General features: G+C 68.3%; 23 protein-coding genes. 10 read left to right on the top strand and 13 right to left on the bottom strand.

Translation table 11 applies throughout. The annotated features are described in order from the left end of the window. Positions 1–75: 75 nt before the first annotated feature. The 3 genes from EHF44_RS25600 to EHF44_RS25610 all read right to left on the bottom strand — a co-directional run bounded on the left by EHF44_RS25600 (position 76) and on the right by EHF44_RS25610 (position 1,259). Positions 76–444, bottom strand: coding sequence for a hypothetical protein (locus EHF44_RS25600; protein WP_124686478.1), 369 nt, complete (start codon positions 442–444; stop codon positions 76–78). A gap of 120 nt (positions 445–564) precedes the next feature. Then, positions 565–804, bottom strand: coding sequence for a DUF2789 domain-containing protein (locus EHF44_RS25605; protein WP_124686479.1), 240 nt, complete (start codon positions 802–804; stop codon positions 565–567). 86 nt (positions 805–890) lie between these two features. Further along, entirely contained in the window at positions 891–1,259 is a 369-nt protein-coding gene (locus EHF44_RS25610; protein WP_124686480.1) for a 5-carboxymethyl-2-hydroxymuconate Delta-isomerase, read from the bottom strand. Positions 1,260–1,349: 90 nt separating this feature from the next. Here EHF44_RS25610 and EHF44_RS25615 point away from each other — a divergent pair, with 90 nt between their 5' ends. After that, positions 1,350–1,889, top strand: coding sequence for an MgtC/SapB family protein (locus tag EHF44_RS25615; protein WP_124686481.1), 540 nt, complete (start codon positions 1,350–1,352; stop codon positions 1,887–1,889). Between the two features lie 18 nt (positions 1,890–1,907). Here EHF44_RS25615 and EHF44_RS25620 read toward each other — a convergent pair whose 3' ends face one another. Both EHF44_RS25620 and EHF44_RS25625 read right to left on the bottom strand, forming a co-directional pair. Further along, entirely contained in the window at positions 1,908–2,765 is an 858-nt protein-coding gene (locus EHF44_RS25620; protein ID WP_124686482.1) for an IclR family transcriptional regulator, read from the bottom strand. A gap of 11 nt (positions 2,766–2,776) precedes the next feature. Further along, complete coding sequence (locus EHF44_RS25625; RefSeq protein ID WP_124686483.1) at positions 2,777–4,354, bottom strand: class I adenylate-forming enzyme family protein; 1,578 nt, start codon at positions 4,352–4,354, stop codon at positions 2,777–2,779. 277 nt (positions 4,355–4,631) lie between these two features. Between EHF44_RS25625 and EHF44_RS25630 the strand changes: the two genes are divergently transcribed. The 4 genes from EHF44_RS25630 (at position 4,632) to EHF44_RS25645 (ending at position 9,328) form a co-directional block, all read left to right on the top strand. Further along, on the top strand, positions 4,632–4,946 hold the full coding sequence (locus tag EHF44_RS25630; protein ID WP_253700214.1) for a DUF3649 domain-containing protein: 315 nt from the start codon (positions 4,632–4,634) through the stop codon (positions 4,944–4,946). Further along, positions 4,946–6,628, top strand: coding sequence for a PepSY-associated TM helix domain-containing protein (locus tag EHF44_RS25635; RefSeq protein WP_124686484.1), 1,683 nt, complete (start codon positions 4,946–4,948; stop codon positions 6,626–6,628). The genes EHF44_RS25630 and EHF44_RS25635 overlap by 1 nt, the downstream gene beginning before the upstream one ends. After that, complete coding sequence (locus EHF44_RS25640; protein WP_124686485.1) at positions 6,625–7,008, top strand: DUF3325 domain-containing protein; 384 nt, start codon at positions 6,625–6,627, stop codon at positions 7,006–7,008. Before EHF44_RS25635 ends, EHF44_RS25640 begins: the two co-directional genes overlap by 4 nt. A 127-nt stretch (positions 7,009–7,135) precedes the next feature. Beyond that, the gene (locus EHF44_RS25645; RefSeq protein ID WP_253700216.1) at positions 7,136–9,328 is read left to right on the top strand and encodes a TonB-dependent receptor; all 2,193 of its coding nucleotides are present in this window, start codon (positions 7,136–7,138) and stop codon (positions 9,326–9,328) included. Here the strand turns inward: EHF44_RS25645 and EHF44_RS25650 are convergent. Next, positions 9,322–10,215, bottom strand: coding sequence for an AraC family transcriptional regulator (locus EHF44_RS25650; protein ID WP_124686486.1), 894 nt, complete (start codon positions 10,213–10,215; stop codon positions 9,322–9,324). The genes EHF44_RS25645 and EHF44_RS25650 overlap by 7 nt on opposite strands. A 129-nt stretch (positions 10,216–10,344) precedes the next feature. Between EHF44_RS25650 and EHF44_RS25655 the strand changes: the two genes are divergently transcribed. Next, positions 10,345–10,890, top strand: a complete 546-nt coding sequence (locus tag EHF44_RS25655; protein ID WP_124686487.1) for a carboxymuconolactone decarboxylase family protein — start codon at positions 10,345–10,347, stop codon at positions 10,888–10,890. A 95-nt stretch (positions 10,891–10,985) separates the two neighbouring features. Here EHF44_RS25655 and EHF44_RS25660 read toward each other — a convergent pair whose 3' ends face one another. From EHF44_RS25660 to EHF44_RS25670, 3 genes are all read right to left on the bottom strand, one after another. After that, entirely contained in the window at positions 10,986–11,636 is a 651-nt protein-coding gene (locus EHF44_RS25660) for an HAD domain-containing protein (protein WP_124686488.1), read from the bottom strand. A gap of 313 nt (positions 11,637–11,949) precedes the next feature. After that, positions 11,950–12,150: a hypothetical protein gene (locus EHF44_RS25665; RefSeq protein WP_124686489.1), complete on the bottom strand. Its 201-nt coding sequence runs from the start codon at positions 12,148–12,150 to the stop codon at positions 11,950–11,952. 174 nt (positions 12,151–12,324) lie between these two features. After that, positions 12,325–13,929, bottom strand: a complete 1,605-nt coding sequence (locus tag EHF44_RS25670; RefSeq protein ID WP_124686490.1) for a methyl-accepting chemotaxis protein — start codon at positions 13,927–13,929, stop codon at positions 12,325–12,327. 308 nt (positions 13,930–14,237) lie between these two features. Here EHF44_RS25670 and EHF44_RS25675 point away from each other — a divergent pair, with 308 nt between their 5' ends. Then, positions 14,238–16,070 (top strand): EAL domain-containing protein, encoded by a 1,833-nt coding sequence (locus EHF44_RS25675; protein WP_124686491.1) that lies wholly within the window; start codon positions 14,238–14,240, stop codon positions 16,068–16,070. 7 nt (positions 16,071–16,077) lie between these two features. On the opposite strand, the gene EHF44_RS25680 is transcribed toward EHF44_RS25675, so the two are convergent. Next, entirely contained in the window at positions 16,078–16,848 is a 771-nt protein-coding gene (locus tag EHF44_RS25680; protein ID WP_124686492.1) for a response regulator transcription factor, read from the bottom strand. Between the two features lie 337 nt (positions 16,849–17,185). On the opposite strand from EHF44_RS25680, the gene cls reads away from it, so the two are divergent. Then, positions 17,186–18,619, top strand: a complete 1,434-nt coding sequence (gene cls / locus EHF44_RS25685) for a cardiolipin synthase (RefSeq protein ID WP_124686493.1) — start codon at positions 17,186–17,188, stop codon at positions 18,617–18,619. A gap of 118 nt (positions 18,620–18,737) precedes the next feature. Beyond that, the gene (locus EHF44_RS25690) at positions 18,738–19,385 is read left to right on the top strand and encodes a TetR/AcrR family transcriptional regulator (RefSeq protein ID WP_124686494.1); all 648 of its coding nucleotides are present in this window, start codon (positions 18,738–18,740) and stop codon (positions 19,383–19,385) included. A 100-nt stretch (positions 19,386–19,485) separates the two neighbouring features. Here EHF44_RS25690 and EHF44_RS25695 read toward each other — a convergent pair whose 3' ends face one another. Next, the gene (locus tag EHF44_RS25695) at positions 19,486–21,066 is read right to left on the bottom strand and encodes an isocitrate lyase (RefSeq protein ID WP_124686495.1); all 1,581 of its coding nucleotides are present in this window, start codon (positions 21,064–21,066) and stop codon (positions 19,486–19,488) included. 327 nt (positions 21,067–21,393) lie between these two features. Further along, entirely contained in the window at positions 21,394–22,263 is an 870-nt protein-coding gene (locus tag EHF44_RS25700; RefSeq protein WP_124686496.1) for a LysR family transcriptional regulator, read from the bottom strand. Between the two features lie 80 nt (positions 22,264–22,343). Here EHF44_RS25700 and EHF44_RS25705 point away from each other — a divergent pair, with 80 nt between their 5' ends. After that, the gene (locus EHF44_RS25705) at positions 22,344–23,276 is read left to right on the top strand and encodes a DMT family transporter (protein WP_172966182.1); all 933 of its coding nucleotides are present in this window, start codon (positions 22,344–22,346) and stop codon (positions 23,274–23,276) included. 65 nt (positions 23,277–23,341) lie between these two features. On the opposite strand, the gene EHF44_RS25710 is transcribed toward EHF44_RS25705, so the two are convergent. Continuing rightward, positions 23,342–25,477: a LamG-like jellyroll fold domain-containing protein gene (locus tag EHF44_RS25710; protein WP_124686497.1), complete on the bottom strand. Its 2,136-nt coding sequence runs from the start codon at positions 25,475–25,477 to the stop codon at positions 23,342–23,344. Between the last annotated feature and the right edge of the window lie 35 nt (positions 25,478–25,512).

The raw sequence follows: 25,512 nt of genomic DNA on the forward strand, positions 1-25,512 counted from the left end.
AGACGCTCAACGCCCTCTCCCCCAACCCCTCTCCCACAGGTGGGAGAGGGGAGCATGATTCTTTGCATGCATCCCTTACTGCATGCATTTCTCCTGATACACCTTCTGCAGTTGCCGGCGCGTGCGGTCGCGTTCGACCGTGGAGATTTCCGTGCCCTGGCTGTTCTCGACCGGCGGGCCGCCGGACGGGCGGTAGCTGCGGCGCGGCGTTTCGCCGATCTGCAGGGCCAGCTGGTCGCACTGTTCCTCCAGCGTGCGCGGCTGGGCCGGCGTGGGCTGGAAGCGGATCGATCCCTGGCGCACGGCGTCGGAGATCGCATCGTTGATCGCGGCGTCGGCCGGCGATGGCTGGGGTGTCTGGGCGTGCCCGTGAAACAGCGGCGTGACGCCGGGCAGCAGTGCGGCAAGGATGGCAAGTTGGACGACGGGACGGCGCAGCAGCATGGCTATCTCCAAAGCGTACCGGCATGCCCGGCGCGGCGCGTGGCGGCCGCTATCTCCGGCGGGCAAGTGAAGCGATGGTAGCCCCGGTACCGACGGGGCGTCCATCGCGGGCGTCGACGATCAGGCCGGCGCGCGCAGCGCCAGGTTGAGCTGGTCGACCACCTCGGCCCAGTCGGCGTCCTCGATAAATTCGTCGCGCAGCAGCGCGGCCTGCGCCGGCGTCCAGAACGGCGCTTCCCACAGTTGCTTGTCCTGCGGCAGCGGGGAGTGCTTGGCGATGAACGCGCGGATGCTGGCCTCGTCGTTGGGCAGGCCAAGCTGGGCGAACAGGTCCGAGAACGGGTGGAATGGGGTGTCCATGGCGTGGGTCTTGTGGTTGTCGGGGGATGGGGCGGCGGGGCCCAGGCTTCCAGCTTAGGTCATCCGGCGCCCAGGGGCGGCCGATTTCAGCCGCCGACGATCTGCTTGGCGAACGTCGCGCGTTCCATCTCGACCACGTTGACCGTCACCTGCACGGTCTGGTCAGCCGCGCCGGGCCGCACCATTTCCGCAATCGCGCCCGCCACCAGTTCGCCTAGCTGCTTGCGCACGGCCGGGTCGCGGCCGTCCAGGATCTGCAGCGTGGCGTGCACGAACGCGCGGTCGGCCTGCTCGGTGCCCTGGCGGAACGTGCCGAGCGTCACGCAGCGCGACTTGATGTCGGGCTCCTGGAACTGGCCGCTCGACAGCAGCGCCGCGTTGGCTTCGTCCAGCAGTTCTTCCTGCGAGCAGGTCAGGCGCGTGTTCTCGGTGATTTCGATGACGAGGTGGGGCATGAAACGGCTTCCGGTGGAGAGCGGGGGGAACCCGAATCGTACGGCAATCCCGGCTGTCATGTCGACGTGAGTCGCGCTAAGCTTGCCGGCATGGACCAATTCTCGCTGGAACTGTTCTGGCGCCTGCTGGGCGGGCTGGCCGCCGGCGCCATCATCGGACTCGACCGCAACCTGCATGGCAAGGCGGCCGGCATGCGCACGCTGGGGTTGGTGTCGCTGGGCGCGGCTGCGGCGGTGTGCGTGGTGACGCTGAACGGGCATCCGCCCGACGCCATGTCGCGCGTGCTGCAGGGGCTGCTGACCGGGGTGGGCTTCCTGGGGGTGGGGGTGATCGCCCGGCATGGCGTGCACGACCGTCCGCAAGGGCTGACCACGGCGGCCGGCATCTGGATGGCGGCCATCCTCGGGGCGGCAGCCGGCGCCGGCTACTACGCCATCGTGGTGATCTCGCTGGGGCTGGGCCTTGTGCTGCTGCGCCTGGGCGGCCATCTGGAAAACCGGCTCCACGCCCGCTTCGACGGCACGCTGAGCAAGCCGTTGCCGAAGGATCATGACGACGCGGCGCCCGGCCACAAGGAAAAGACCCGGCCTGACGACAAGGCCGGGGACCAGGACCCGCCGCAGCGCTGAAAGCGGCGGCCGACGCCGTCAGGCGCCGACGCCGAGCGCCGCCTCGATCCGGCGGATATGGTGCTGCAACTGCGGCCGCACCTTTTCCAGCAGATGGGCCGGCGGCACCAGCGCGTTGGGCCCGCTGCAACTGAGCGTCATCGGCGGCAGCGCCGAGCCGGGGCGGAACGCCAGCGCAATCGAGTTGATGTCCGGCAGCCATTCGCCGAACGACGTGGTGCAGCCCAGCCGGCGCTGTTCGTCGCGGCAGCTCGACAGGATGCCCTCGGCCTGCGCGGCGCTGAGCTTGTCGTCGGCGCGGAAGGCCGTCAGCGCCTGGCGCTGCTCGGCCGGCGGCAGCGCCAGCAGATAGGCGCGGCCGGCCGCCGTGGACAGGCCCGAGACCCGGCTGCCCACCGGCACGCGCAGCGTCAGGTAGCTTTCCGACTGGCAGTTCTCGTAGATCAGCATGCGGCCGCGGTCGCGCACGATCAGCGACGCCACGCCCTGCGACAGCTCGGCCAGCTCCTGCATGAACGGCTTGGCCACGGCCAGCACGTCGGCGCCTTGCTGCCCGGCCGGCGCCAGCGCCAGCGCGGAACTGCCCAGCCGGTAGCGCACCGGATCGGTCAGCGCCTGCAGGTAGCCCAGCTCGGTCAGCGTGTGGGTCAGGCGGGAAATCGTCGACTTGGGCAGGCCGCAGCGCTGCGCCAGTTCGGCGTTGCCAAGCTCGGCGTCGAAGGCGCGGAAGCAGGCCAGCACGTCGAGCCCGCGCGCCAGCGCGGTGACGAAATGACGGTCTTCCTTGCGGTTGTCCTTGCGGACGGGCGGCGCGTCGGCGGCCGACGGGATATCCGCGTCGGTCGCGTCGGGGTGTTCGGTGAAGGTCGTTTCCATGAGGCGGCTGCTCAAACGTTGCCGGCGGCCAGCTGCTCGCGCAGCCGGGCCTTGAGAATCTTGCCCGACGGCGCGGCGGGCAACTGCGCCACCGTGCGGATTTCGGCCGGGATCTTGTAGGGCGACAGGCGCTCGCGCAGGAACGCGCGCAGCGCTGCCTCGTCCAGCGTCATGCCGCCGCGCACCTCCACGAAGGCGATGACTTCCTCGTTGCCTTCCACGGCGCGGCCCACCACGGCCGACTGCAGCACGGCCGGGAACGCATTGAGCGACTGCTCGACTTCCTCGGGATACACGTTGAAGCCCGAATGGATGATGATTTCCTTCGAGCGGCCGACGATGGACACGGCGCCGTCGTCGTCGATGCGCGCAAGGTCGCCGGTGTGCAGCCAGCCATCGGCGTCGATGGTCTGCGCGGTCAGGTCCGGGCGCCTGTAGTAGCCCTTCATCACGTTCGGGCCGCGCACCAGCAGCTCGCCGCTGCCATCGGGCAGCGGATTGCCAAGCCGGATCTCGACGTCGGGCACGGCCAGCCCCACCGAGCAGTCGCTGCGCGGGCTTTCCACGCGGGTCTGGGACACGGTGGGCGACGTCTCGGTCATGCCGTAGCCGTTGTGTAGCACGATGCCGAACGCTTCCTCGAAGGCGGCCTTCAGCGACGCCGTCAGCGGCGCGCCGCCCGACTGCGCGATGCGCAGCGACGGCGTGCGCAGCGACTGGCCGTTGGCGCGGCCCCATTCGATCACCTTGGCGTACATGGCCGGCACGCCGTGCAGCACGGTCAACTGGTCGTCGATCAGCGTGCGGACCAGCTTGTCCGGGCGGAAGCGCGGCTCATAGAACACCGTCGCGCCGTTGGAAACCGGCCCCACCAGCAGCACCGACAGCCCATAGACGTGCGAGATCGGCAGCACGCCGTAGACGCGGTCGCCCGGCTGCACGCGCGACTGCAGCCGGTTGGAATGGCCGATGAACATCAGGTTGGCGTGCGTCAGCATCACGGCCTTGGACGCGCCCGTGGTGCCGGTGGTGTAGATCATCGCCGCCACCTGCTGGCGCGGGTCCGCCTCGACCGGCTCCGGGGCCACGCTGTCATCGACGGCGCTGACCAGCAGCTTGCCGACGTGCGGCCACTCGGCCCACTGCGCGCCACGGGCCTCGCCGTGCTCGCGGGCCTCGGGGAAATCGTTGTCGAGGTAGAGCGTCACGCGGGCGCCGGCGTGCTCGACGATGTTGGCAATCTCGCGCGGCGACAGCCGCGCATTGACCGGCACCGACCACGCATCGATGGCGCTCAGCGCCAGCAGCACCACCGCGCAGCCGACGCTGTTCTCGGTCACCAGCACCACGCGGTCGCCGCCGCGCACGCCCAGATCGGCCAGCGTGCGGGCCGTGTCGCGCACGGCGGTGTCGAGTTCGGCGTAGTTGAGCGCGCGGTGGGCATCGCGGATGGCGATGCGGTCGGGCGTGGCAGCCACCCACGGCCCCATGGTCTGGTGCAGGCGGCTGAAGGCGGGCTGGAAAGACGGGCTGGAAGAAGCGGAAGCGGCGGTCCCGGGCTGGGCCGACGTCTGGCGGGTACTGCTCATGTTGTCTCCGGGTCAGGCTGTCCGGCGTTGGGAGTCGCCGGTATTCGATGTGAGGCATCGTCCCATCGTTGCCGGAAATGTGTCAACCGCACGGCGGAATGAGGATTCTGCCCTGCGGAACTCTATCCGATTCTCTGTGCGAATATCGCACGCCGACCTGGCTTGACTTGCTTCCCCGTCCCTCCGTTGTACCCACCGCGACACACCCTCGCCGGGTTGTACATCTTTGCAGACAATGCGGATGAGAACGATTATCATGGCGATTGGATTTTTTTTGATGCCACACAAGAACATGAAGCAGGGCGTTTCGCTCGGATACCGCATGGCAATTGCCTCGCGCGCGATGGCCGCCATTCTGGGCGGCTACGCCGTGGCCGCGCTGGCGACGGGATGCTTGTCGCTGGTGCTGTCGCAGTGGGTTGGCATGAGCCGGCCCGAGGCCGTGGTGACGTCGACGCTGCTGTCGTTCCTCTGGTTCGCGCTGGCCGTGGTCTGGGTGTTCGCGGCCGATTCCGCCTGGCGGGCGTGGATCGGGCTGATCGTGCCGGCCGCCGTGCTGGGGCTGGGCTGGCTTGCCCTGCGGGGGGCGTGATGACTGAACTCAAGAAAGGGCAGGGGCTGCGCCAGTCGATGGCCTGGCTGCATACGTGGTCCGGCCTGGCGGTCTGCTGGGTGCTGTTCCTGGTCTTCGTGGGCGGCACCGCCAGCTACTACCGGGACGAGATTTCGGTCTGGATGAAGCCCGAACTGCACGGGCTGCTGGGACAGAAGGTATCGCCCGAGGACGCCGCCCAGCGCGCCTACGCCTACCTGCAGCGCGAGGCGCCCGATGCCGAGCGCTGGTTCATCTCGCTGCCGGACGAACGCAATCCGGCCATCTCGATGTTCTGGACGCGCAAGGCCACGCCGGCCGACGCCGGCAAGCCCGCGCGTGCCCGCCTGGAGATCCGCACGCTCGACGCCATGACCGGCGAGCCCGTGCCCGGCGCCCGCGACACGCGCGGCGGCGACTTCCTCTACCGCCTGCACTTCGACCTGCACTACATGCCCGCCATCTGGGCGCGCTGGATCATCGGCTTCTGCACGATGTTCATGCTCGTGGCCATCGTCAGCGGCGTGATCACGCACCGGCGCATCTTTGCCGATTTCTTCACGTTCCGCGCGAAGAAGGGCCAGCGCTCCTGGCTGGACGCGCACAACGCCATGGCCGTGCTGGCGCTGCCGTTCCACCTGATGATCACGTACACGGGCCTGGTGACGCTGCTGTTCATGTACATGCCGTGGGGCATCCAGGCCGTCTACAACGGCAACGAGCAGGCGTTCAACGCCGAGGTGGCGGCCCGCGCGCCGCGCATCAAGGGGTCGAAGGACGCCGCGCCGCTGGCACCGATCGCGCCGATGATCGTCCAGGCCACCGCGCAGTGGAACGGCGCCGCGCCGCGCCGGATCGTCGTGGACGCGCCGAACAGGGCCAACGCCACGGTGTCGGTCACGCGCGAGGACGGCCGCAATATCCGCACGGTGGCGCCTTCCGTGGTGTTCGCCGGCGCCACCGGCGCGCTGCAGACCAAGCTCGGCGACGACATGGCGCCCGCCAGCAGCACCCGCTTCACGATGGTCGGCCTGCACGTGGCCCACTTCGCGCCCGGGCTGCTGCGCGCGCTGTTCTTTGCCTCCGGGCTGGCCGGCTGCCTGATGGTGGCCACGGGCGCGCTGCTGTGGGCGGTGAAGACGCGCCAGCACCATGCCAAGCGGATTGCCGCCACGGGCCGCACGCCGTTCGGCCTGCGGCTGGTGGAGGCGCTGAACCTTGGTGCGATCGCCGGGCTGCCGATCGCCATCGCCGTGTACTTCTGGGCCAACCGGCTGCTGCCGGTCGATCTGGCGCAACGTCAGGCCACGGAGATTCAGGCATTCTTCGCGGCCTGGGCATTGTCGGCATTGCTGGCGCAATGGCGCCCGACCCGCGCGATGTGGCGGGCGCAGCTTTGGGCCGGCGCGGCGCTGTTTGCCGGACTGCCGCTGCTCAACGCGCTGACCACGCCGACGCACCTGGGCGTGACGCTGTTCCACGGCCCTGCCGTGGTCGCCGGCTTCGACCTGACCGTGCTGGCGCTGGGCATCGGCCTGGGCGCGGCGGCCTGGATGCTTGGCAAGCGGGGCAAGGCGCCGCGCCGGCAGGCGGCCGAGGCATCGCCGGGCAAGGCCCACCACGTGGCCCATCACGCGCCGCAGGCCGTGTCGCGCAATGTGTCCCACGAGGTGACGCAATGAGCGACGGCGTGGCGCTGGTGTCGGTCTGGGCGGCCTGCGTCGCCGGCCTGGGCTTTGCGATTGGCGGCTTTACCTGGCTTGGGCAGGCGATGCACCGCCATCATGCCGACCTGTTCGGCCGGGGCAGCGTGCCCCCGCCCGCGCGCGTGCAACGCCTGCGCTGGCAGGGCACGATCGCGCTGACGCTGGCGCTGGCCGCCTGCGTCGTGGCGGAAGGCTGGGCCTATGGCGTCGTCTACTGGGCCGGGCTGCTCACCGTCGGCGCATGGGCCGTGGTGGCGGCGTTCTCGTGGGCGCCGCTGGCCACGCCGCGCCTGGCCAAGGCTTCGGTGACGGTAGGCGCCGCCGCCGCACTGCTTTCGCCCTGGCTCGCGCACTAGCCGGGCCGTCGGGCAACACGAGCATCGCCAGCAGAGCGATGCCGACATTCACGGACACGGGTCTTGCCTGTCCGCCGCGTTCGGGACGCGGTGCTGGGGAAATCGTTCTACTTTTGGGAGTGTCATCTTGTCTTTTGCCGTACCTCGCGCGCGCTCGCGCGCTGTCCGTTTCTCGCGTATTCCACTGCGTCACCTCGTTACGGCCCTGACTGCGGCCGGCGTGCTGCCGTCGCTGGCCATGGCCCAGGAGGCCGCGCCGGCATCGCCGCAGCAGACGCTGCCCACCGTGACGGTCAAGGCCGATGCCTCGGCCGACCAGTTGCCGGCCCCGTATGCCGGCGGCCAGGTGGCGCGTGGCGCCCGCGTGGGCGTGCTGGGCAACCAGGATTTCATGGACGTGCCGTTCAGCGTCACGTCGTACACGGCCGAGCAGATCCAGAATCAGCAGGCCCGCACGGTGGGCCAGGTGCTGGCCGACGATCCGGCCATCCGCGTCAGCTCCGGCTTTGGCAACTTTGCCGAGACGTTCGTGGTGCGCGGTTTCCAGCTTGCGTCCGATGACCTGAGCTACAACGGCCTCTACGGCATCGCGCCGCGCCAGTTGTCGTCGACCGAGGGCCTGGAGCGCGTGGAAGTGTTCCGCGGCGCCAACGCGTTCCTGACCGGCGTGTCCGCCGCCGGGACCGCCGTGGGCGGCTCGATCAACCTGGTGCCCAAGTACGCCACGGCCGCGCCGATCACGCAGGGCACGCTCGACTACACCAGCGACGGCCAGGCCGGCGGCCACGTGGACGTGGGCCGCCGCTTCGGCAGCAAGAAGGAATTCGGCGTCCGCGTGAACGCGATGGCGCGCGGTGGCGACACGGCCATCGACAACGAAAGCCGCCAGCAGCGCCTGTTCACGCTGGGCCTGGACTACCAGGGCGACGCCTTCCGCGTCAACGCCGACTTCGGCTACCAGAAGCAGCGCATCTACCAGGGCCGCAGCACGGTGACGCTGACCGGCACGGCGCTGCCGCCGGTGCCGTCGGCCACCACCAACTTCGCGCAGCCGTGGACCAATTCGTCGCTGGAAGACATCTACGGGACGATCCGCGCCGAGTACGACATCACCAAGGACTGGACGGCCTACGCGGCGTTCGGCGGCCATCACACCGATGAATACGGCAGCTACAGCGGCGCCAGCGTCGGCAACAACGGCGTGGGTAACGCCACGCGGCTGACGGTGCCGTTCCAGCAGGACACCTTCAGCGGTGAAGTGGGCGTGCGCGGCCGGTTCGTGACCGGCCCCGTCAACCACACGGTCAACGTAAGCTGGTCGGGCCTGGAGCAGAAGAAGGCCACGGCGTTCGAGTTCTCCGGCACCTTCCCCACCAACCTGTACAACGCGCCCGTGGTGCCGTATCCGGCCGCGCCGGCCACGGGCAACATGGCCGATCCGTACGTCACGCAACGCGTGAACCTGAACGGCGTGTCGGTGGCCGATACGCTGGGCTTCCTGAACGACCGCGTGCTGCTGACGGCCGGCGTGCGCCAGCAGGTGATCAACGTGCGCGGCTATGCCACGGGTACCGGCGCGCAAACGTCCACCTACAGCGACTCGGCCACGTCGCCGATGTTCGGCCTGGTGGTCAAGCCGCTGCAGAACCTGTCGGTGTACTACAACTACATCCAGGGGCTGGCGCAGGGGCCGACGGCCGGCAACACGGCCGTGAACCGCGGCGAGGTGTTCCCGCCGACCAAGACCAAGCAGCACGAGGCGGGCGTGAAGTACGACGCCGGCTCGGTCGGCACGACGCTGGCGTTCTTCCAGATCGAGCAGCCCATTGGCACCACGCAGAGCAACAACGTGTTCGGCCTGCAGGAACTGCGTAACCGGGGCGTGGAACTGAGCGTGTTCGGCGAACCGGTGCGCGGCGTGCGCCTGCTGGGCGGCGTGTCGTACATCGACTCGCAGTACCAGGACACGGGCAACGCGGCCACCGAGGGCAAGAAGGGCGTGGGCGTGCCGAACTACACGCTGACGCTGAGCGGCGAGTACGACCTGCCGTTCCTGGCTGGCGCCACGGTGTCGGGCCGCTTCATCCAGACGGGCCGCCAGTACGCCAACCCGACCAACACCATTGCGCTGCCGTCGTGGAACCGCTTCGACCTGGGGGCACGCTACACGTTCAAGGCGTCGCAGATGCGCTACACGCTGCGCGCCGCCGTGGAGAACGTCGCCAACAAGGACTACTGGGCAACCGTGTCGACGTCGGCCAACACGCTGGCCATCGGCAATCCGCGCACCTTCAAGGTGTCGATGACGGTCGACTACTGATCGTGCGCCGGCATCGCCAGGTGCCGCTGCTCCGCGCGCAGCCAGTCGCGCGGAGACTGGCCCACCCGGGCCAGGAACACACGTGACAGCGCCGACGGATTGGCATAGCCCAGTTCGTCGGCCAGCAGCTTGAGCGGCTTGCCGTCGCGCAGGCGCGTCTGCGCCAGGCTGATGCGCCAGTCGGTCAGGTAGTCCGCCGGCGGCTGCCCCACCACCTCGCGGAACGCCGACGCGAACGCGCTGCGCGACATGCCCGCGCAGGCCGCCAGCCTTTCCAGATTCCAGTTTTCACCCGGTGCCTCGTGCATGGCCACCAGCGCCCGCGCGAGCCGTGGGTCTGACAGCCCGGTGATCAGCCCCGGCTGGACGCCGACGCGCGCGGGATTGTCGAGCATCCAGCGCAGCAACTGGATCACCACCACCTCGAACAGCCGGTCGGCCAGCAGCCGCTGGCCGCAGCGCACCTGCTCGGTCTCCGCGAACAGCAGCGACAGGGCCGGGGACAGCCCGGGCACCTCGGCCAAGGGCAGCACGATCAGCGGCGGCAGCGCCCGCGCCAGCGGATTACGCGCGCCGCCGGCGAACTCCAGCGTCGCGCACGAGAACTGCGAGCCTTCCTCGGGCGGGTTGTGGAACGTGTGGAGCGCCGGGCGTGGATACAGCAGCAGCGACGGCTCGCGGAGGTCCAGCCGGCGCGGCAGGCCCTTGGCGTGATGGGTCACGCTCATCTCGCCTTCGCGCATGACGTGCAGGAAGCCGCGCTCGGGCTCGTGAAAGCGCGAGATGCCGCACAGCGGGCCGGTGTGGAACAGGTGGGCGTGGATGCGAAAGCGCTCAAGCAGCGCGGACAGGCGATCGATGCCGGACGGAACGGGGTGGCTGGACACGGCTGGACGAATGGGTAGCTTTCGTGGACGAACAGCATCCTATCGTATGTCGTCGGCATCCATAGTGGAACCCAGGGACGGCAACGTCCTGACTTGACCCAAACGAACCTACCGTACAGGAGATCCACCATGACCGCACGTATCCCCGTGCCGGAGCCCGCGCATGCTCCCGCTGCCAGCCAGCCCGCGCTCGACCAGATCCAGGCCGCCTTTGGCGGTGTGCCACAGATGTTCCGCGCCGTCTCGAATTCGCCGGCCGCGCTGCAGTCGATGTGGGGCGCGTTCGGCGCGCTGGGCGGTGGCGCCATCCCGGCTCGGCTGGGCGAGCAGATTGCCGTCGCCGTGGCCGACCGCAACCGTTGCGAATACTGCCTGGCCGCGCACACCGCGCTGGGCCGCAAAGCTGGTGCGTCGGCTGCGGAAATGGCATCCGCACAAGCCGGCCAGTCCGACGATCCGAAAACCGCTGCGGCGCTGGCTTTCGCGCTGCAACTGGTGGAAGGCCGCGGCCAGGTATCCGATGCCGACGTGGCACGCCTGCGCGAAGTGGGTTTCAACGATGGCGAGATCGTGGAAATCCTGGCACACGTGGCGCTGAACCTGTTCACGAACTACGTGAACGTGGCATTCAACGTGCCGGTCGATTTCCCGGCCGTCAAGCTGACCGCCCGCTGATTCGCCGCCTCGCCATGAGAAAGGCCGCCCACATGGGCGGCCTTTTTGCATTGCATCATGCCGTGATGGGTACCCGGCGGCAGGCCGGGCGCCGGTCAGGCGTGGATGGCGGCGGGCGCGAACTGCTTGCCGGTCAGGCTGGCCACAGCCACCGCCATGGCCTGCTCGCGCGCCTCGGCGGCGGCGGGGGCGGGCATGAAGCGCTCCGGCTCGTCGCGGGCCAGCCGCTGCAGGTGGCGCAGCTTGGCCTTCAGGCCAGGCTCGACGCGCGAATCGGGCGTGATGGTGGACGGGCAGGCCACGCCCAGGATATCGAGCGCCTTGCGGAAGTTGTCAACGGTCAGGCCCTCGGCCGGATCCACCTGCACCAGGCGCGCGCGCTGGGCCGCGGTGAACGACGCGGCCGGCGCGGTGGAGATGATGACCCATGCGCCCGGCGCCGGATGCTGGCCAAACCAGGCGTCGATCTCGGCCGGATGACCCCCCTGCACGGGCGGCGTCATGCCTTCCACCTGCAGGTCGAGCTGCTGGAAGATCGCGGCCGGCGTGCCACGGCGCCATGCGTCGGCAACCACCACGCGGGCGCCGGCAATGCCGAACAGGCGGCGCAGGAAGCCAAGGGCGATCGGATCGAAAAACCTGACGTCACGCAGGGTCCCCGTGTTTGGCGTACCACCCAGGCGGGCAGCGGAGCGGTCCGAATACAGGACGCCGGGTACGTCCAGCATGATGAGGCGTTCGGTCATGATTTCTCGTGGTCAATCGGTGATGGGATGAACCAAGCGTATCCGTGTTTTGCGTGGGAAAGTCGACACAAAATGTGCGCAAGTGCAACAGTTGTGTAACTTTTACGCGGGACTCGTTAATGCCGGTTACCGCTTCGGTCCAAGTGTTTCTCGCGGACACATCTGCCGCGCCAGGCCTTGTTTTCCGGCCTGTCCCGCTGCGCGGATACCGCCGTAATGCAAGCCTCAACGGGTCGTCGGGGCGCCCGGTTGACAGGAAAATGAAAGGAAATGTTCGAGTGGGGCGGGGGCGTCCGGAATCGATCGTCGATGGCTAGCCCTTGCGCAGCAACCGCATTTCGAAATGCTCGAATGCGTACTGGCAGGCGATGCCGCAGAACAGGTCGGCTTGGCCCACGGGCTGCTCGCAGGTGTGGCACGTGCCGCACGGCTTGAGCCGGGGCGCCCAGTCGCGGCCCGCGGCTTCGAAGTCCTCCTGGAACGACATGTCGTCCTGCACTGCCTTGCGTAGCATGCGTTTCTCCGCTTTCCGTCCGCCGGGGCGCTCCCATCCGACACCGGCCGCCACCCTGGGCATGACCTGCCATGCTAGCGGGGCGCGGCCGGGCGGCGAATCGGATCTGCCTTAATTACGGCGGCAATCGACGAAAGCTGAAGTTTTGCGGCGGTGCGGCAACGGCGCGGCGTGTCAGAACTGGAAGCGGGCGACGTCCGATTCCAGCGCGGCCGCCTGGTGATCGAGCCGCGCGGCCTGCGTGCTGACCTCGTCGACCAGCGTGGCGTTGTCGGCGCTGGTCTGTTCCAGCCGTGCCAGCGCGTCGCCAACGGTGCGGATGCCGCTGGCCTGCTCGTCGGCCAGCATGCGCAGTTCGGCCGCGAGGGTGTGGCTGTGGTTGACGGCCGCGTCGATGCCGGACATCGCCGCTTCCACCCGGCCGCTCAGGTCCGCGCCGCGCGCGATCTCGTTGGCGGCGTCGCCGATGATGCCGCCGATCTCGCGCGCGGCCGTGGCGCTGCGCTGCGCGAGTGCACGCACTTCCTGCGCCACCACCGCAAAGCCCCGGCCGGCCTCGCCGGCGCGCGCGGCTTCCACGGCGGCGTTGAGCGCGAGGATATTGGTCTGGAACGCGATGCTCTCGATGACCGAGACGATCTCGGAAATATTGCGCGACTGGGCGTGGACGTTGGCCATCGCGCCGCTCATGTCGCGCACGGCGGCCATGCCGGCGCCGGTGGCTTCGCGCGCGCGGCTGGCCATGTCGCTCGATTCCTGCGCCTGCGCGTGAGCCTGCTGCACCAGCGTCGTCAGCCGCGTGACGTTGGCCGCGGCCTCGGCCAGTGCGGTGGCCTGCAGGCCGGTGCGCGTGGCCAAAGCCTGGTTGCCCTGGGCGATGCCGTCGCTGGCGCCGGTAATCTCGTGCGCGCAATGCTGGATGCGCGCGAGCACGCCGGCCAACTGGTCGCGCATGCCGGACAGGTTGAACAGCAGGCTGCTGTCGTCTCGGTCGCGCAGGGCGATGTGGGCCGTCAGGTCGCCGCTGGCGATGCGCGTGGCCAGCGTGGCGGCATCGCGCGGCTCGCCGCCGAGTTCGCGCGTCAGGCTGCGCGCGGCCACCCACGCCAGCAGCGCGGCGGCGGCCAGGCTGGCGGCCAGCAGGCCGATCATCACGGTCTGCGCGGTGACTTGCGCCGAGGCCACGCCGGCCACGGTGTCGGCCGCCTGCTGGGCCATCGACATCCGCACGGTTTCAACCCGCGCGCCCAGCTTCTGCAACTGTTCGCCCAGGAAATGGCCGTCGATGGACACCGCCGCGTCGAACTGCAACGGGTCTAGCGGCTGCTTGCGGATCAGATCGACATAGTTGCCGACCAGTTCGGCGGCGGCCTTGCGTTCGGCCAGCAGCGCGCGGGCCTGGGCCGGGGCGGCCTGCCGGACGCCGTCCACCGCCGCGTCCAGATGGCGCGATGCCTCGGTGATGTCGTGGACCGCGGCGTCGCGCTCGGCGGAACTGGTGGCCAGCGTCAGCGCCAGTTGCGCGCGGCCCAGCATCGCCAGCGAAGCCTGCGCGCGCTCGGCGGCGATGGCGCCGCGCATGTCGCGCTGGTAGAGCGTATCGGTATCGCGTTTGAGATCGATCAGGTTGACGATGCCGGTGAGCCCGACCATCGCGCCAAACGCATAGATGAGGACAAATGCCGCGGAAAGACGCACGACCAGCGGCAGCGCCGCCAGGCCCTGCCAGACAGATTGGCCGCGCCGGCCCGGCAATGCCAGCTTGATGGCTTGCAACACAACAGAACTCCTTCGGAGCAGCGCTCCGCCATGCATGACCCTGGCAACCGCCACAGCGGGCTTTTTGGCGAAACGGCCATGAGGGGAGGCTGGCCACGCCCGTCTTGCTGCGGTGCGGCGTGATGCTCGGTGAACAATGTGACAACGGCGTGACAGTCGGCATGTGGCGGGCTTGTCATACGGGCGACACAATTCTGTCCTGCAATGGCGCGCGCTTCCTCTGTGCCTGAATTGCAAAGTCGTGCTCAAGCGTGCTTGGGGTCGGCCGTTAACAAGCAGGTGGCCTGCCATCCGTCCGAGTTCGTTTCATGTTGCCCGTTGCCTCCGATTCGGCCGCGGCCCGAGAGGCCGTGAGACCGCCACCGCTGCACGCGGTGTTCCAGCCCATCGTGACGCTGGCCACTGGCGACATCCTGGGCTACGAGGCGCTGATCCGCGGCCCGGCCGGGTCGATGCACGCATCGCCGGACGCGCTGTTCCGGCTGGCGCAGGACACCGGCACCACGGTGGCCCTGGAGATGTCGGCCGCGCGCACCGCGCTGGCGTCGTGGGCGGCGCTGGACCTGCCCGGCAAGCTGTTCCTGAACTTCAGTCCGCTGACGCTGCGCCATCTGCTGGACCGGCGCGGCAGCGCCATGGCGTCGTTGCTGGGACTGGACGGCGGGCAGGGCGCCCGCACGCGCATCGCCCCTTCGCGCGTGGTGATCGAGGTGACCGAACAGACCGCCGTGGGCGACGCCCGCAGCTTTGCCGCCGTGATGGCGGTGCTGACCGACCTGGGCGTGCCTTACGCGCTGGACGACTTTGGCACCGGCCATGCCAACCTGGACCGGCTGGCCGAACTGGCGCCGCAGTACATCAAGATCGACAAATCGCTGGTGCGTGGCATTCATGCCAGTTCGCGCCGGCTGGAGGTATTGCGCGCGATCCTGGGTACGATGCACGCGCTGGGCGGCCGGGTGATTGCGGAAGGCATCGAGACGGCCGAGGAACTGGCGCTGGTGCGCGACCTGGGCGTGGCGGCGGGGCAGGGCTACTTCCTGGGCCGGCCCGCCGCGCTGCCGCCCACCGAGATTGCGGCGGAGGTGCGCACGGTGCTGGCATCACGCCAGATCGCCGTGTTTCCGCAGATGCTGCGCACGGGGTGGTCGGGCATCACGGCGGGGCAGTTGCTGCGGCCGGTGCCGGCGGTGAGCGCGGAGACGTCGAACAACGACGTGCTGGCGCGCTTCCACGCGCATGGTGACTTGCATGCGATGGCCGTGCTTGACGAGCACCAGCGGCCCATCGGGCTGATCAATCGTCAGACGCTGCTCGATCGTTACGCGACGCCGTTCCACCGGGAGCTGTACGGCCGCAAGGCGTGCATCGCGCTGGCCAACTTGGAGCCGGTCTGCTTCGACCGGCGCGCGACGCTGGAGGAGATGGCCGACCACGTGGCCGGCGAGCCGTCGCGCGCGCTGGCCGACGGCTTTGTGATTACCGACGAGGGCCGCTACGTGGGGCTGGGCACGGGCGCTGACCTGCTGCGCGCCATCACCGATGTCCGCATGGAGGCGGCACGCTATGCGAATCCGCTGACATTCCTGCCCGGCAACATCCTGCTGAACCAGCATATCGACCGCCTGATCGAGGCCCGCAGCCCCTTTCACGCCTGCTACGCCGACCTGAACCACTTCAAGCCGTTCAACGACCACTACGGCTACTGGAAGGGCGACGAGCTGCTCAAGGGCGCCGCCGCGATCCTGGCGCAGGCGTGCGACCCGGCGCGCGACTTCCTGGGCCACATCGGCGGCGACGATTTCCTGGTGCTGTTCCAGGGCGACGACTGGGAGGCCCGCATCCGCGGGGCGATGGCGAGTTTCGATGATGCCGCGCTGTCGATGTACGCGCCGGCGGACCGCGTGGCGGGCGGCATCCATGGCGAGGACCGGCACGGGCGGCCGATGTTCTACCCGTTCGTGACGATGGCGGTGGGCGCGGTGCGCGTGGGGGCCGAGGCAATGGCCACGTGGCGGCTGGGCAGCCAGCACGTGGGCGCGGCGGCCGCCGTGGCCAAGCGGCAGGCGAAGGGGGCGCCGGAAGGCGTGGCGGGTATCGACATCGCCGACCTCGCCGCGCGTGGCGAGCTGGAGAACTAGCGCCGGCCTAGCGGTTGGCCAGCGCTTCCAGGCCCAGCCGTGGCGCGCGATGGGCGGTCAGCTCGGCCCGTGCGGCGCTGTCCAGCACGTCGAGCCGGTAGCCCTGCGCGTAGACCACCGTGACCGTCACGCCGTTCTCCGCGCAGAGATCGAGCGTCCGGCGCATGCGCGACACCAGCCCGGCCAGCGCGCGCGACGAAGGCGGCAGTGAGTGGCCCCAGATCGTGTTCTCGATGCGCTGCGTCGCCAGGATGCGGCCCGCGTTCGCAAACATCAGCATCGCCAGGTCGAATTCCTTCGGCGTCATCGGAATGCGCTGGCCGTGCAGCGTGGCGTAGCGGCCGGGGTTGTTCAGTTCGTAGGGGCCGGCGCGCAGGGGGATATGGATGCTCAGGCGGGTGCCGGACATGCGGCGGCGCAGGGCCGCGATGCGGGCCAGCAGCACGCGGGCGTTGAGCGGGCGGACGATGTAGTCGTCGGCGCCGGCGTCCAGCGCTTCGACCATGTCGTCGTCATCGTTCTCGCTGGAGATCATGACGATCGGCACGTCGCGGTTGCGCACGGCGCGGACGGCGCGGATGACGTCAATGGCGGAGATATCGGGAAGGTCGCGGTCGATGAGCAACATGTCGAAGTTGTCGTGGCCCAGACCGTGGATCAGGTCTCTACCTGCCTGGAAGGCGCTGCACTGGAAGCCCGCGATGGACAGCAGTTCCTGCATGGGATAGAGCGGCGAGTTGCGGCTGGCGAGCAGCGCGATATTGGATTGGGGGTTCATACGACACTATCGAACTTGCAAAATGCATTGAATGGAACAAACACGATGCAGCGTATCGACGGGGCATGGGCGCAACAATCGGTGTTTCTTTAAAAGGACCGACCGGCGACGACGGGGTGGCGCCGGGCTGGCGCTGGGGACAAGCCCGATCGTTATCCACAGATTTTGTGGATAACCGGGGCGGCGGGTGGCGCGGCGCGGCGGTGGGCCGCCACCGCATCGGCGTGATCAAAAATTGGGCAGCGCGCGGCCGGCGACGGGCGGGGTGCAAATGGCGCGACGCGCTATGCCAGAATACGGCTCATCGTGTCCAGGACAGTCCACGGTATACGTGCCTATGTTCAGTCCCAGCGTGATTGCCGCCGTCATCCTCGCGTTCCACATTGTCGGGATCGTTGCCGCGCTGCATGCCGTCATGACCGTGCGCACGGCGCCCGGCGCCATCGCGTGGGCGGGGTCGCTGGTGATGATGCCGTACCTCGCGATCATCCCGTACCTGATCTTCGGCCGCAGCCGCTTTGCCGGCTACGTCAACGCGCGCCGCTTCAACAACGACCGCCTGCGCGAGATTCGCCACGGCATGACCCACCAGGAGCGCGAGGCGCTGGCCGCCAACGTCGTGCCGGTGCCGCAGCAGGCGTGCCTGCGGGCGCTGCCCAGCCTGACCGGCATGCCGTGCCTGACGAACAACGACGTGCGGCTGCTGGTGAATGGCGACGCCACGTTCGCGGCGATCTTCGACGCCATCGACGCCGCCACCGAACAGGTGCTGGTGCAGTTCTTCATCGTCCATGACGACGATCTGGGCCGCGCGCTGCAGCAACGCCTCTGCGACAAGGCGCGGGCCGGCGTCAGGGTCTATTTCCTCTACGACAGCATCGGCTGCCACGCGCTGGGGCGCGGCTATATGCGGACGCTGCAGCAGGCCGGCGTGCAGGCCCGGCCGTTCTCCACCCATCCCGGCTTTGTCAATCGCTTCCAGCTCAACTTTCGCAACCACCGCAAGCTGGTGATCGTGGATGGCGCGCGGGCGTTCGTCGGCGGGCACAACGTCGGCAACGAGTACCTGGGCAAGCGCCCGCCGCTGGCGCCGTGGCGCGACACCCATGTCGACATCCGCGGCGCGGCGGTGCTGGACCTGCAGATGGCGTTTGCCGAGGACTGGTATTGGGCCGCCCGCGAGGTGCCTTACCTGATGACGCCGCCGCCGCGGCGCGTGGGCGACATGATCTGCCAGGTCGTGCCGTCGGGGCCCGCCGACGCTCAGGAAACCTGCTCGCTGTTCTTCGTCGAGGCCATCCAGGCGGCCACGCGCCGGCTGTGGATGACATCGCCATACTTCGTGCCGGACGAGGCCGTGTTCGCGATGCTGCGGCTGGCGGTGCTGCGCGGCGTGGACGTCCGCATCCTGATCCCGTCGCGGCCCGACCACCTGGTGGTGTACGGCGCGTCGACGATCTATGCCTATCAGGCGGTGCGCGCGGGCGTGAAGATCTATCGCTACCAGCCGGGGTTCCTGCACCAGAAGGTCGTCCTGATCGACGACGAGGCGGCCGCGGTGGGCACCGCCAATCTCGACAACCGGTCGTTCCGCCTGAACTTCGAGCTGATGGTGATGACCGCCCACCCGGCCTTTGCTGCCGACGTGGCGCGCATGCTCGAAGCCGATTTCGCCCAGGCCCGCCAGATCGACTCGCGCGATTTCCTGGGCTCGCCGGCCATCCTGCGCGTGGCGATGCACGTCGCCAAGCTATTCGCGCCCATCCTGTAGATGTGGCGTTTTCGCCATTCAAACGCGCCCTGTGTGCCGTATCGACGACTGGCAGTCGTTGTGTACACTGTCTACTATTCACAGTAGATGCGTGGACAACGTCCACATGGGAGCTGACATGACCCGAACTGCCGCCGCAACGCCTCCCACCCGCACCACATACCGCCACGGCGACCTGCGCCGCGCACTGCTCGAAGCCGGCATCGACCTGGCCCGCGAAGGCGGCCCCGACGCCATCGTGCTACGCGAAGCCACCCGCCGCGCCGGGGTGGTCCCCAACGCTGCCTACCGACACTTCGCCAGCCGCCAGGACTTGCTGCAGGCCGTCCGCGCATCGGCGCTCTCCAGCCTCGCCATGGCCATGGAATCCGAAATGGCCGCCATCCCACCCGACGCAACCCCACCCGACCGCGCCCGCGCCAGCCTGCGCGCAGTGGGCATCGGCTACCTGCAGTTCGCGCTGGCGGAAACCGGACTTTTCCGCACGGCATTCTCGGTACCGGACGACGTGGAAGGCGACGCCGACCCGGCCAAGGCCGGCAACAGCGGGATGAACCCCTTCGAACTGCTCGGGGCGGCTTTGGACAGATGGGTCGACGCGGGCCTGCTATCGGCGGAACGGCGGCCCGGAGCGGAGTACGTGGCGTGGTCGGCGGTGCACGGGCTCGCGGTGCTGCTGATCGACGGGCCGCTGCGAAGCCGGGCGAAGGAACAGGCGGGGGTGATTGGGGAGCGGCTGCTGGCGATGGTGGAGAGGGGGTTGTAGGGGAAGCCGTCGACGACAACTCGCGCCGCGCCATTCACAACCCCCAAACAAAAAAACGCCAGCCTCCCGGCCGGCGTTTTCCCAAACCCCAACACCCCAATCAGAACTGATTCATCGTGTTGTCCTTGCCTGCGGCCTTCAGTGCAGCTTCGCCGCTGAAGTATTCCTTGTGGTCGTCGCCGATGTCCGAGCCGGACATGTTCTGGTGCTTGACGCAGGCGATGCCCTGGCGGATTTCCTTGCGCTGCACGCCTGCCACGTAGCCCAGCATGCCCTGGTCGCCGAAGTATTCCTTGGCCAGGTTGTCGGTGGACAGTGCGGCGGTGTGGTACGTCGGCAGCGTGATCAGGTGGTGGAAGATGCCGGCTTCGCGCGAGGCGTCGGCCTGGAAGGTGCGGATCTTCTCGTCGGCCAGCTTGGCCAGTTCGGAATCGTCGTACTCCACGCTCATCAGTTGGCCGCGTTCGTACATCGACACGTCCTTGCCGGCTTCCTTCATGGCGTCGTACGCCTGCTGGCGGAAGTTCAGCGTCCAGTTGAACGACGGGCTGTTGTTGTACACCAGCTTGGCGTTCGGGATGGTCTTGCGGATCTCGCTGACCATGCCGTTGATCTGGGCGATGTGCGGCTTTTCGGTTTCGATCCACAGCAGGTCGGCACCGTTCTGCAGCGCGGTGATGCAGTCCAGCACGCAGCGGGCTTCGCCGGTGCCGGCGCGGAACTGGAACAGGTTGCTCGGCAGGCGCTTCGGTCGCAGCAGCTTGCCGTCGCGCTTGATGATCACGTCACCGTTGCCCAGCTGGTCGGCCGACAGTTCCTCGCAGTCCAGGAACGAGTTGTACTGGTCGCCCAGGTCGCCCGGCGTGCGGGTCACGGCGATCTGCTTGGTCAGGCCGGCGCCCAGCGAGTCGGTGCGGGCCACGATGATGCCGTCGTCCACGCCCAATTCCAGGAAGGCGTAACGGATGGCGCGGATCTTGGCCAGGAAGTCCTCATGCGGCACGGTGACCTTGCCGTCCTGGTGGCCGCACTGCTTTTCGTCGGACACCTGGTTCTCGATCTGGATGCAGCAGGCACCGGCTTCGATGAACTGCTTGGCCAGCAGGTACGTGGCTTCGGCATTGCCGAAACCGGCGTCGATGTCGGCGATGATGGGCACCACGTGCGTCACGTGGTTGTCGATCTTTTCCTGGATGGCGGCCTTGGCCGGGCCCTGGGCGGCGTCCAGTTCGCGGAACAGGCCACCCAGTTCACGGGCGTCGGCCTGGCGCAGGAACGTGTACAGCTCGCGGATCAGCGCGCTGACCGACGTCTTCTCGTGCATCGACTGGTCGGGCAGGGGGCCGAACTCCGAGCGCAGCGCGGCGACCATCCAGCCGGACAGGTACAGGTAGCGGCGTTCGGTGCTCTTGAAGTGCTTCTTGATGGAGATCATCTTCTGCTGGCCGATAAAGCCATGCCAGCAGCCCAGCGACTGGGTGTACTTCGACGGGTCCGCGTCGTACGCAGCCATGTCGGCACGCATGATCTTGGCGGTGTACTTGGCGATGTCCAGGCCCGTCTTGAACTTGTTCTGGGCCCGCATGCGCGCGGCGTACTCGGGATTGATCGCATTCCAGGCGCTGCCGTTGGTCTCTTTCAGCGCGGCGATTGCCTGGATGTCGTCTTGATACTGGGCCATGGGGAAGTCCTAATAAGAGTTGACGCGTTGGTAGAAGGATTCGGTGCCGCCACCGGCTGTATCAGCCAGCAGCATGGGAACAAGTGTATGGCCGAATCCCGCATTGCAACGTAACTCTTATATAAGACATAAGACTTTGTTTGTCGTTATGAATCAATGAAATAGCGGCGATATTTTGCAATGTGGAAGGCGTTTTCTCAGAACGAAACCGCCGGATGGGCGCCAGACCCAGTCAGATTTCGCAATGTGAAAGGTGCTTTCAGGTGCTGAGTGGCGGGGGGCAACGCCCGGCCCGGAAGCGCCGCTGCAGATAGCAGCCGCCAACAGCTACGCCGCCAGCCGCAGCGTGCGGGTCAGCAGGTCCTGCAGTTCGTCCACCGCCTTTGCACCGCGCGATTCGCGGCTGCGATAGACGGCCACTTCCATCGGTTCCAGCGGCCCCAGGCCCTGCTCGCTGCCCAGGATGCGCAGGTGCGGGGGCGCGCTGCATTGGGTCAGGGCGGCCACGGCCAGGCCGCTCTCGATGGCGGCGATCTGCCCGGCCAGGCTGGAGCTGTGATAGACGACCTTGTAGCGCCGCCCCTGTTGCGCCAGCGAGTGGATGGCCACGCGCCGCGCCAGGCTGGCGTCCTCGTAGACGGCGATAGGCAGCGGGTCGCGCCGCCACGTTTCGAACTCGGGCGATCCCACCCAGACCCTCGGCTCATGGAACAGCAGCGTGCCGCGCCGCGCGTGGTCGCGCGAGACCAGCGCAAGGTCCAGGTCGCCGCTGGCCACGCGGGGAATCAGCGACGTCGACTGCTCGCAGATCAGTTCGATTTCCACGCCGCTGTGGCGCGGGGCGAATCGCTTCAGCACCGGCGTCAGGTATTTCTGGGCGTAGTCGTCCGGCACACCCAGCCGCACGCGGCCAGTCAGTTCGTCGCCAGTCAGCGCGCCCTGCGCCTCGGCGTGCAGGTCCAGGATGCGCCGCGCGTAGCCCAGCAGCGTCTGGCCCTCGGGCGTCAGGCTCAGCTTGCGGGCGCTGCGTTCCAGCAGCCGCTGGCCAAGGGCGTCTTCCAGCTTCTTGATCTGCATGCTGACGGCCGACTGCGAGCGATGGATCTCGCCCGCGGCGCTGGCCAGCGACCCAGCGTCGACCACGGCGACAAAGCACTTGAGCCAGTCCATCTGCAGATCGCGGGGTGTCGTCGTCATCGTGATATTTCGATTATCGAAACCATGTCTCGCGGATTATGCGCTTTTCACGATCGATGCGGGGCGCCAGACTGGTCGCCATGAAATCAGATCCGATACCGCATGGCGCCACGACCGGCGCGCTCCGCACGCTATGTACGGGACTTGGCGATGGCGCCTGGCCATTCCTGCTTGGCAACGTGCTGCTGGGCACCATCGGCATCTTCGTGAGCCAGGCCCACGCGCCGCCGCTCACGGCTGCGTGGTCGCGCTGCGCCTTCGGGTGGCTGGGCCTGACCGTCTGGCTGCTGTGGCGACGAAGGCTGCGCGACGTCCGGCTCACGCGCGCCCATGCCGCCTGGGTGCTGACGGCCGCCTCGCTGATGGTGGCCAGCTGGGTGCTGTTTTTCGATGCCATCGGCCGCACGTCGGCGGGCATGGCCGTCGTGCTGTTCCACGTCCAGCCGCTGTTCGTGCTGGTGCTGGGCGGCCTGTGGCTCGGCGAGCCGGTCGGCAAGGCCCGTCTGGCGTTCGTGATGGTTGCGATGGCCGGGCTTGTGCTGGCCACCGGCCTGCTGGAGCCGGTCTTCCAGCCCGGCACGGGCCGGGCGCCAGACGCGGCCTACTGGATCGGCGTGGCCGCGTGCCTGCTGGGCGCGCTCTGCACGGCCGGCGCCACGCTGATCGCGCGGCGGCTCGGCAACCTGCGCGCCGGCGTGCTGGCATGGTGGCAATGCGCCATCGGCAGCGTCGTCCTGCTGGCGTGGCCGATCCACCACGGCTGGCCGGCGCCGGGCTGGCCATGGGCGTGGCTTGCCGGCATCGGCATCGTGCACACGGCCCTGGCCTATACGCTGATCTACGCGGGCATGGCGAAGCTGCGCACCACCCGCATCGCCGTGTTCCAGTTCGTCTATCCCGCCACGGCGGTGCTGATGGACTGGCTGGTACTCGGCCACCGCCAGAGCGCGTGGCAGATCGCCGGCATCGGCGTGATGGCAGCGGCCATCCTGATGGCGGAACGCCAACGCTGACCGGGCGCTGCAGAGCCCGCGTCCGGCCGCCACGGTGCGCGTGGCGGCCGGGGCAGCGCTGCGGATCAGGCGCGCCGCGCCGTGAGCCACTTGTCCGCGGCCAGCGGCTCGGTGCAGATCCGCACCTCGCCAATCTGGCCGAGGAAGCCGTTCGACGGCACGTTGGCGTAGACGCCGCCGCCCACGAAGAAGCGGCTGGCGGCGCCCACGGTGGCGATGCCGCGCGTATTCGACGCGTTGCGCAGCACCGGGGCCCCTTCCACGTACATCACCGTCTCGTTGTTGGCCGGCGTGTTGACCACGGCCACGTGTACCCATTTCTCGGCGATGATCTCGCCCGACCAGTTGGCGGCCGGGTTCTTGGTGCCGGCCGTGCTGGGCGTGACTTCCCACTGCACCTCGCGCAGGCTGGAAATGGCGAAGATCAGCGGGCTTTCGTCGGCGTCGCCGCTGCCAAAGCCCGTCACGGCGCCGCGCCGGCCTTCGCGCTCCATGATGTTCATCCAGGCGTTGTTGCCGGCTGTCCACGACGCGGGCACCTTGATGAACGCCTCGACGGTGTAGCCGTTGTCGAACGTCATCGCGTTGAGCGCCGCCGTGGTGTCCGTGGCAAAGAAGCTCATGCGCGTGGGGCTGTTCACCGAGTTGGCGAACTTCACGCTGCCCGGCGCGGCCGACAGGAAGTGGTGGTCGTTCGACCACGTCACGTCGCCCAGCTGGGCGGCGCCGCCATCGGCCAGTGCCGCGCGGCTCAGCGGGTTGGCGCCGGTCATGTCGTTGATGACCTGGCCCACCGGCACCGCCGCGCCGTTTGCGCCGCCAAAGAAGCGCCAGTGCGCCACGGTGGAGGCCACCAGCGGATAGTCGTTGGTATCGGCGGCGGCCTTCTTGTCAGCCACCGACGGCTCGGTGTAGTTGGCCAGGATGGCGGCCTTGGCGCGGTCGTTGATCGGGTCGTTGCCAGCCGCCGGGATGGCGAAGTCCGGGTTGAAGCGCGCAAAGCGCTTGCGGAAGTCGAAGTCGATCTCGAACTGCTGGTTCTTGTCGGTCAGCACGGCCACGTCGAATTCGTTCAGCGTCTCGGTGGGCTTCTGCGGCACCCACGGCGAGAACGAGATGACCTTGATCTTGTTGTGCGTGAGGTCGAATTCGTACAGCCGCATCAGGCCGTTGCCGCCCATGTACGCCATCTGGTAATCCACCACCATTTCCTCGACCGGGTTGCCGAAGTCGTTGGTCTTGGTCAGGTGCGCGGCGCCATGGTAGTGGCCGTTCAGCGTCATGAAGATCTGGTCGTTGTCCTTGATCAGCTTGTCCCAGAGCATCAGGCCGTACGGCACCTCCAGCGGGCTTACGCCGTCCGGGCCGATGTTCAGCAGCTGGTGGGTCGACAGGATGACCGGCACCTTCGGGTAGCGCTTCAGCACGTTGCGCGCCCAGGTGATGGCCGCGTCCGACGCGCGCCACGACATCGACAGCACCATGAAGCGGTTGCCGTCGACTTCGAAGAAGTGGTACTCGTGGAAGCCCGACGGGTCGCGCCCGCCAAACGTGGCCTGGCGTTGCGCCCGCGTGGTCGGGAAGTTCTTGAGGTAGGGCTCGTTGGCCAGGTTGCGCTGCGCGTCGGTGTTCGACGCCTGGCTGCCCGCGTTGACGTAGTCCACGTCGGAGATCACGTCATGGTTGCCGGCCAGGATCGAATACGGTGCGCGGGCGGCCTCCATCACCTCCATTGCCTCGCTGGCAATCTGCCATTGGAGCGGCTTGGCCTGCTGGTCCACCACGTCGCCCAGGTGGATCGTGAACGGAATGCGCAGGCTGGCGGCGTTTTCCGTGATCCACTTGGTCTGCGCCATGAACGGCGTGGAGCCGTACTTGCGCTGGAACTGCAGGTTTTCGTCCGTGGTCGCGTAGCGCGAGTAGAACTGCGTGTCCGGCAGCACGGCCAGCGCGAAGCTCGATACCTTGGCCGACGGCGTCGTGCCGGTGCCCGGCGTGGTGCCCGTGCCCGTGCCGGGGCTGGTGGCCGGCGGCGTGCCGGGCGCGGCATCGTCGCCGCCGCCGCAGGCGGCCAGCAGCGCGGAGGCACCCAGCGACATCCCCAGCCCGGCTCTCAGCAGCAGGCGGCGCTGACGGTCTGGAATGCCCTCCAGGCTGGCGGTATCGATGGCGGATGGCTTGCCCGGCGTTTTGTCTTGCATGTCGACTTCCCTGTTGACCCACGAAAAGCCGGTGA

Origin of the sequence: Cupriavidus pauculus (assembly GCF_003854935.1) — a bacterium.
Lineage (GTDB): Bacteria > Pseudomonadota > Gammaproteobacteria > Burkholderiales > Burkholderiaceae > Cupriavidus > Cupriavidus pauculus_C.

Coding starts and splice junctions, on each gene's coding strand:
- EHF44_RS25700 (WP_124686496.1), bottom strand. CDS start 22,263: ATGACGACGACACCCCGCGATCTGCAGATGGACTGGCTCAAGTGCTTT.
- cls (WP_124686493.1), top strand. CDS start 17,186: ATGTTCAGTCCCAGCGTGATTGCCGCCGTCATCCTCGCGTTCCACATT.
- EHF44_RS25625 (WP_124686483.1), bottom strand. CDS start 4,354: ATGAGCAGTACCCGCCAGACGTCGGCCCAGCCCGGGACCGCCGCTTCC.
- EHF44_RS25600 (WP_124686478.1), bottom strand. CDS start 444: ATGCTGCTGCGCCGTCCCGTCGTCCAACTTGCCATCCTTGCCGCACTG.
- EHF44_RS25640 (WP_124686485.1), top strand. CDS start 6,625: ATGAGCGACGGCGTGGCGCTGGTGTCGGTCTGGGCGGCCTGCGTCGCC.
- EHF44_RS25635 (WP_124686484.1), top strand. CDS start 4,946: ATGACTGAACTCAAGAAAGGGCAGGGGCTGCGCCAGTCGATGGCCTGG.
- EHF44_RS25690 (WP_124686494.1), top strand. CDS start 18,738: ATGACCCGAACTGCCGCCGCAACGCCTCCCACCCGCACCACATACCGC.
- EHF44_RS25615 (WP_124686481.1), top strand. CDS start 1,350: ATGGACCAATTCTCGCTGGAACTGTTCTGGCGCCTGCTGGGCGGGCTG.
- EHF44_RS25675 (WP_124686491.1), top strand. CDS start 14,238: ATGTTGCCCGTTGCCTCCGATTCGGCCGCGGCCCGAGAGGCCGTGAGA.
- EHF44_RS25705 (WP_172966182.1), top strand. CDS start 22,344: ATGAAATCAGATCCGATACCGCATGGCGCCACGACCGGCGCGCTCCGC.
- EHF44_RS25660 (WP_124686488.1), bottom strand. CDS start 11,636: ATGACCGAACGCCTCATCATGCTGGACGTACCCGGCGTCCTGTATTCG.
- EHF44_RS25620 (WP_124686482.1), bottom strand. CDS start 2,765: ATGGAAACGACCTTCACCGAACACCCCGACGCGACCGACGCGGATATC.
- EHF44_RS25605 (WP_124686479.1), bottom strand. CDS start 804: ATGGACACCCCATTCCACCCGTTCTCGGACCTGTTCGCCCAGCTTGGC.
- EHF44_RS25665 (WP_124686489.1), bottom strand. CDS start 12,150: ATGCTACGCAAGGCAGTGCAGGACGACATGTCGTTCCAGGAGGACTTC.
- EHF44_RS25710 (WP_124686497.1), bottom strand. CDS start 25,477: ATGCAAGACAAAACGCCGGGCAAGCCATCCGCCATCGATACCGCCAGC.
- EHF44_RS25610 (WP_124686480.1), bottom strand. CDS start 1,259: ATGCCCCACCTCGTCATCGAAATCACCGAGAACACGCGCCTGACCTGC.
- EHF44_RS25695 (WP_124686495.1), bottom strand. CDS start 21,066: ATGGCCCAGTATCAAGACGACATCCAGGCAATCGCCGCGCTGAAAGAG.
- EHF44_RS25680 (WP_124686492.1), bottom strand. CDS start 16,848: ATGAACCCCCAATCCAATATCGCGCTGCTCGCCAGCCGCAACTCGCCG.
- EHF44_RS25655 (WP_124686487.1), top strand. CDS start 10,345: ATGACCGCACGTATCCCCGTGCCGGAGCCCGCGCATGCTCCCGCTGCC.
- EHF44_RS25630 (WP_253700214.1), top strand. CDS start 4,632: ATGCCACACAAGAACATGAAGCAGGGCGTTTCGCTCGGATACCGCATG.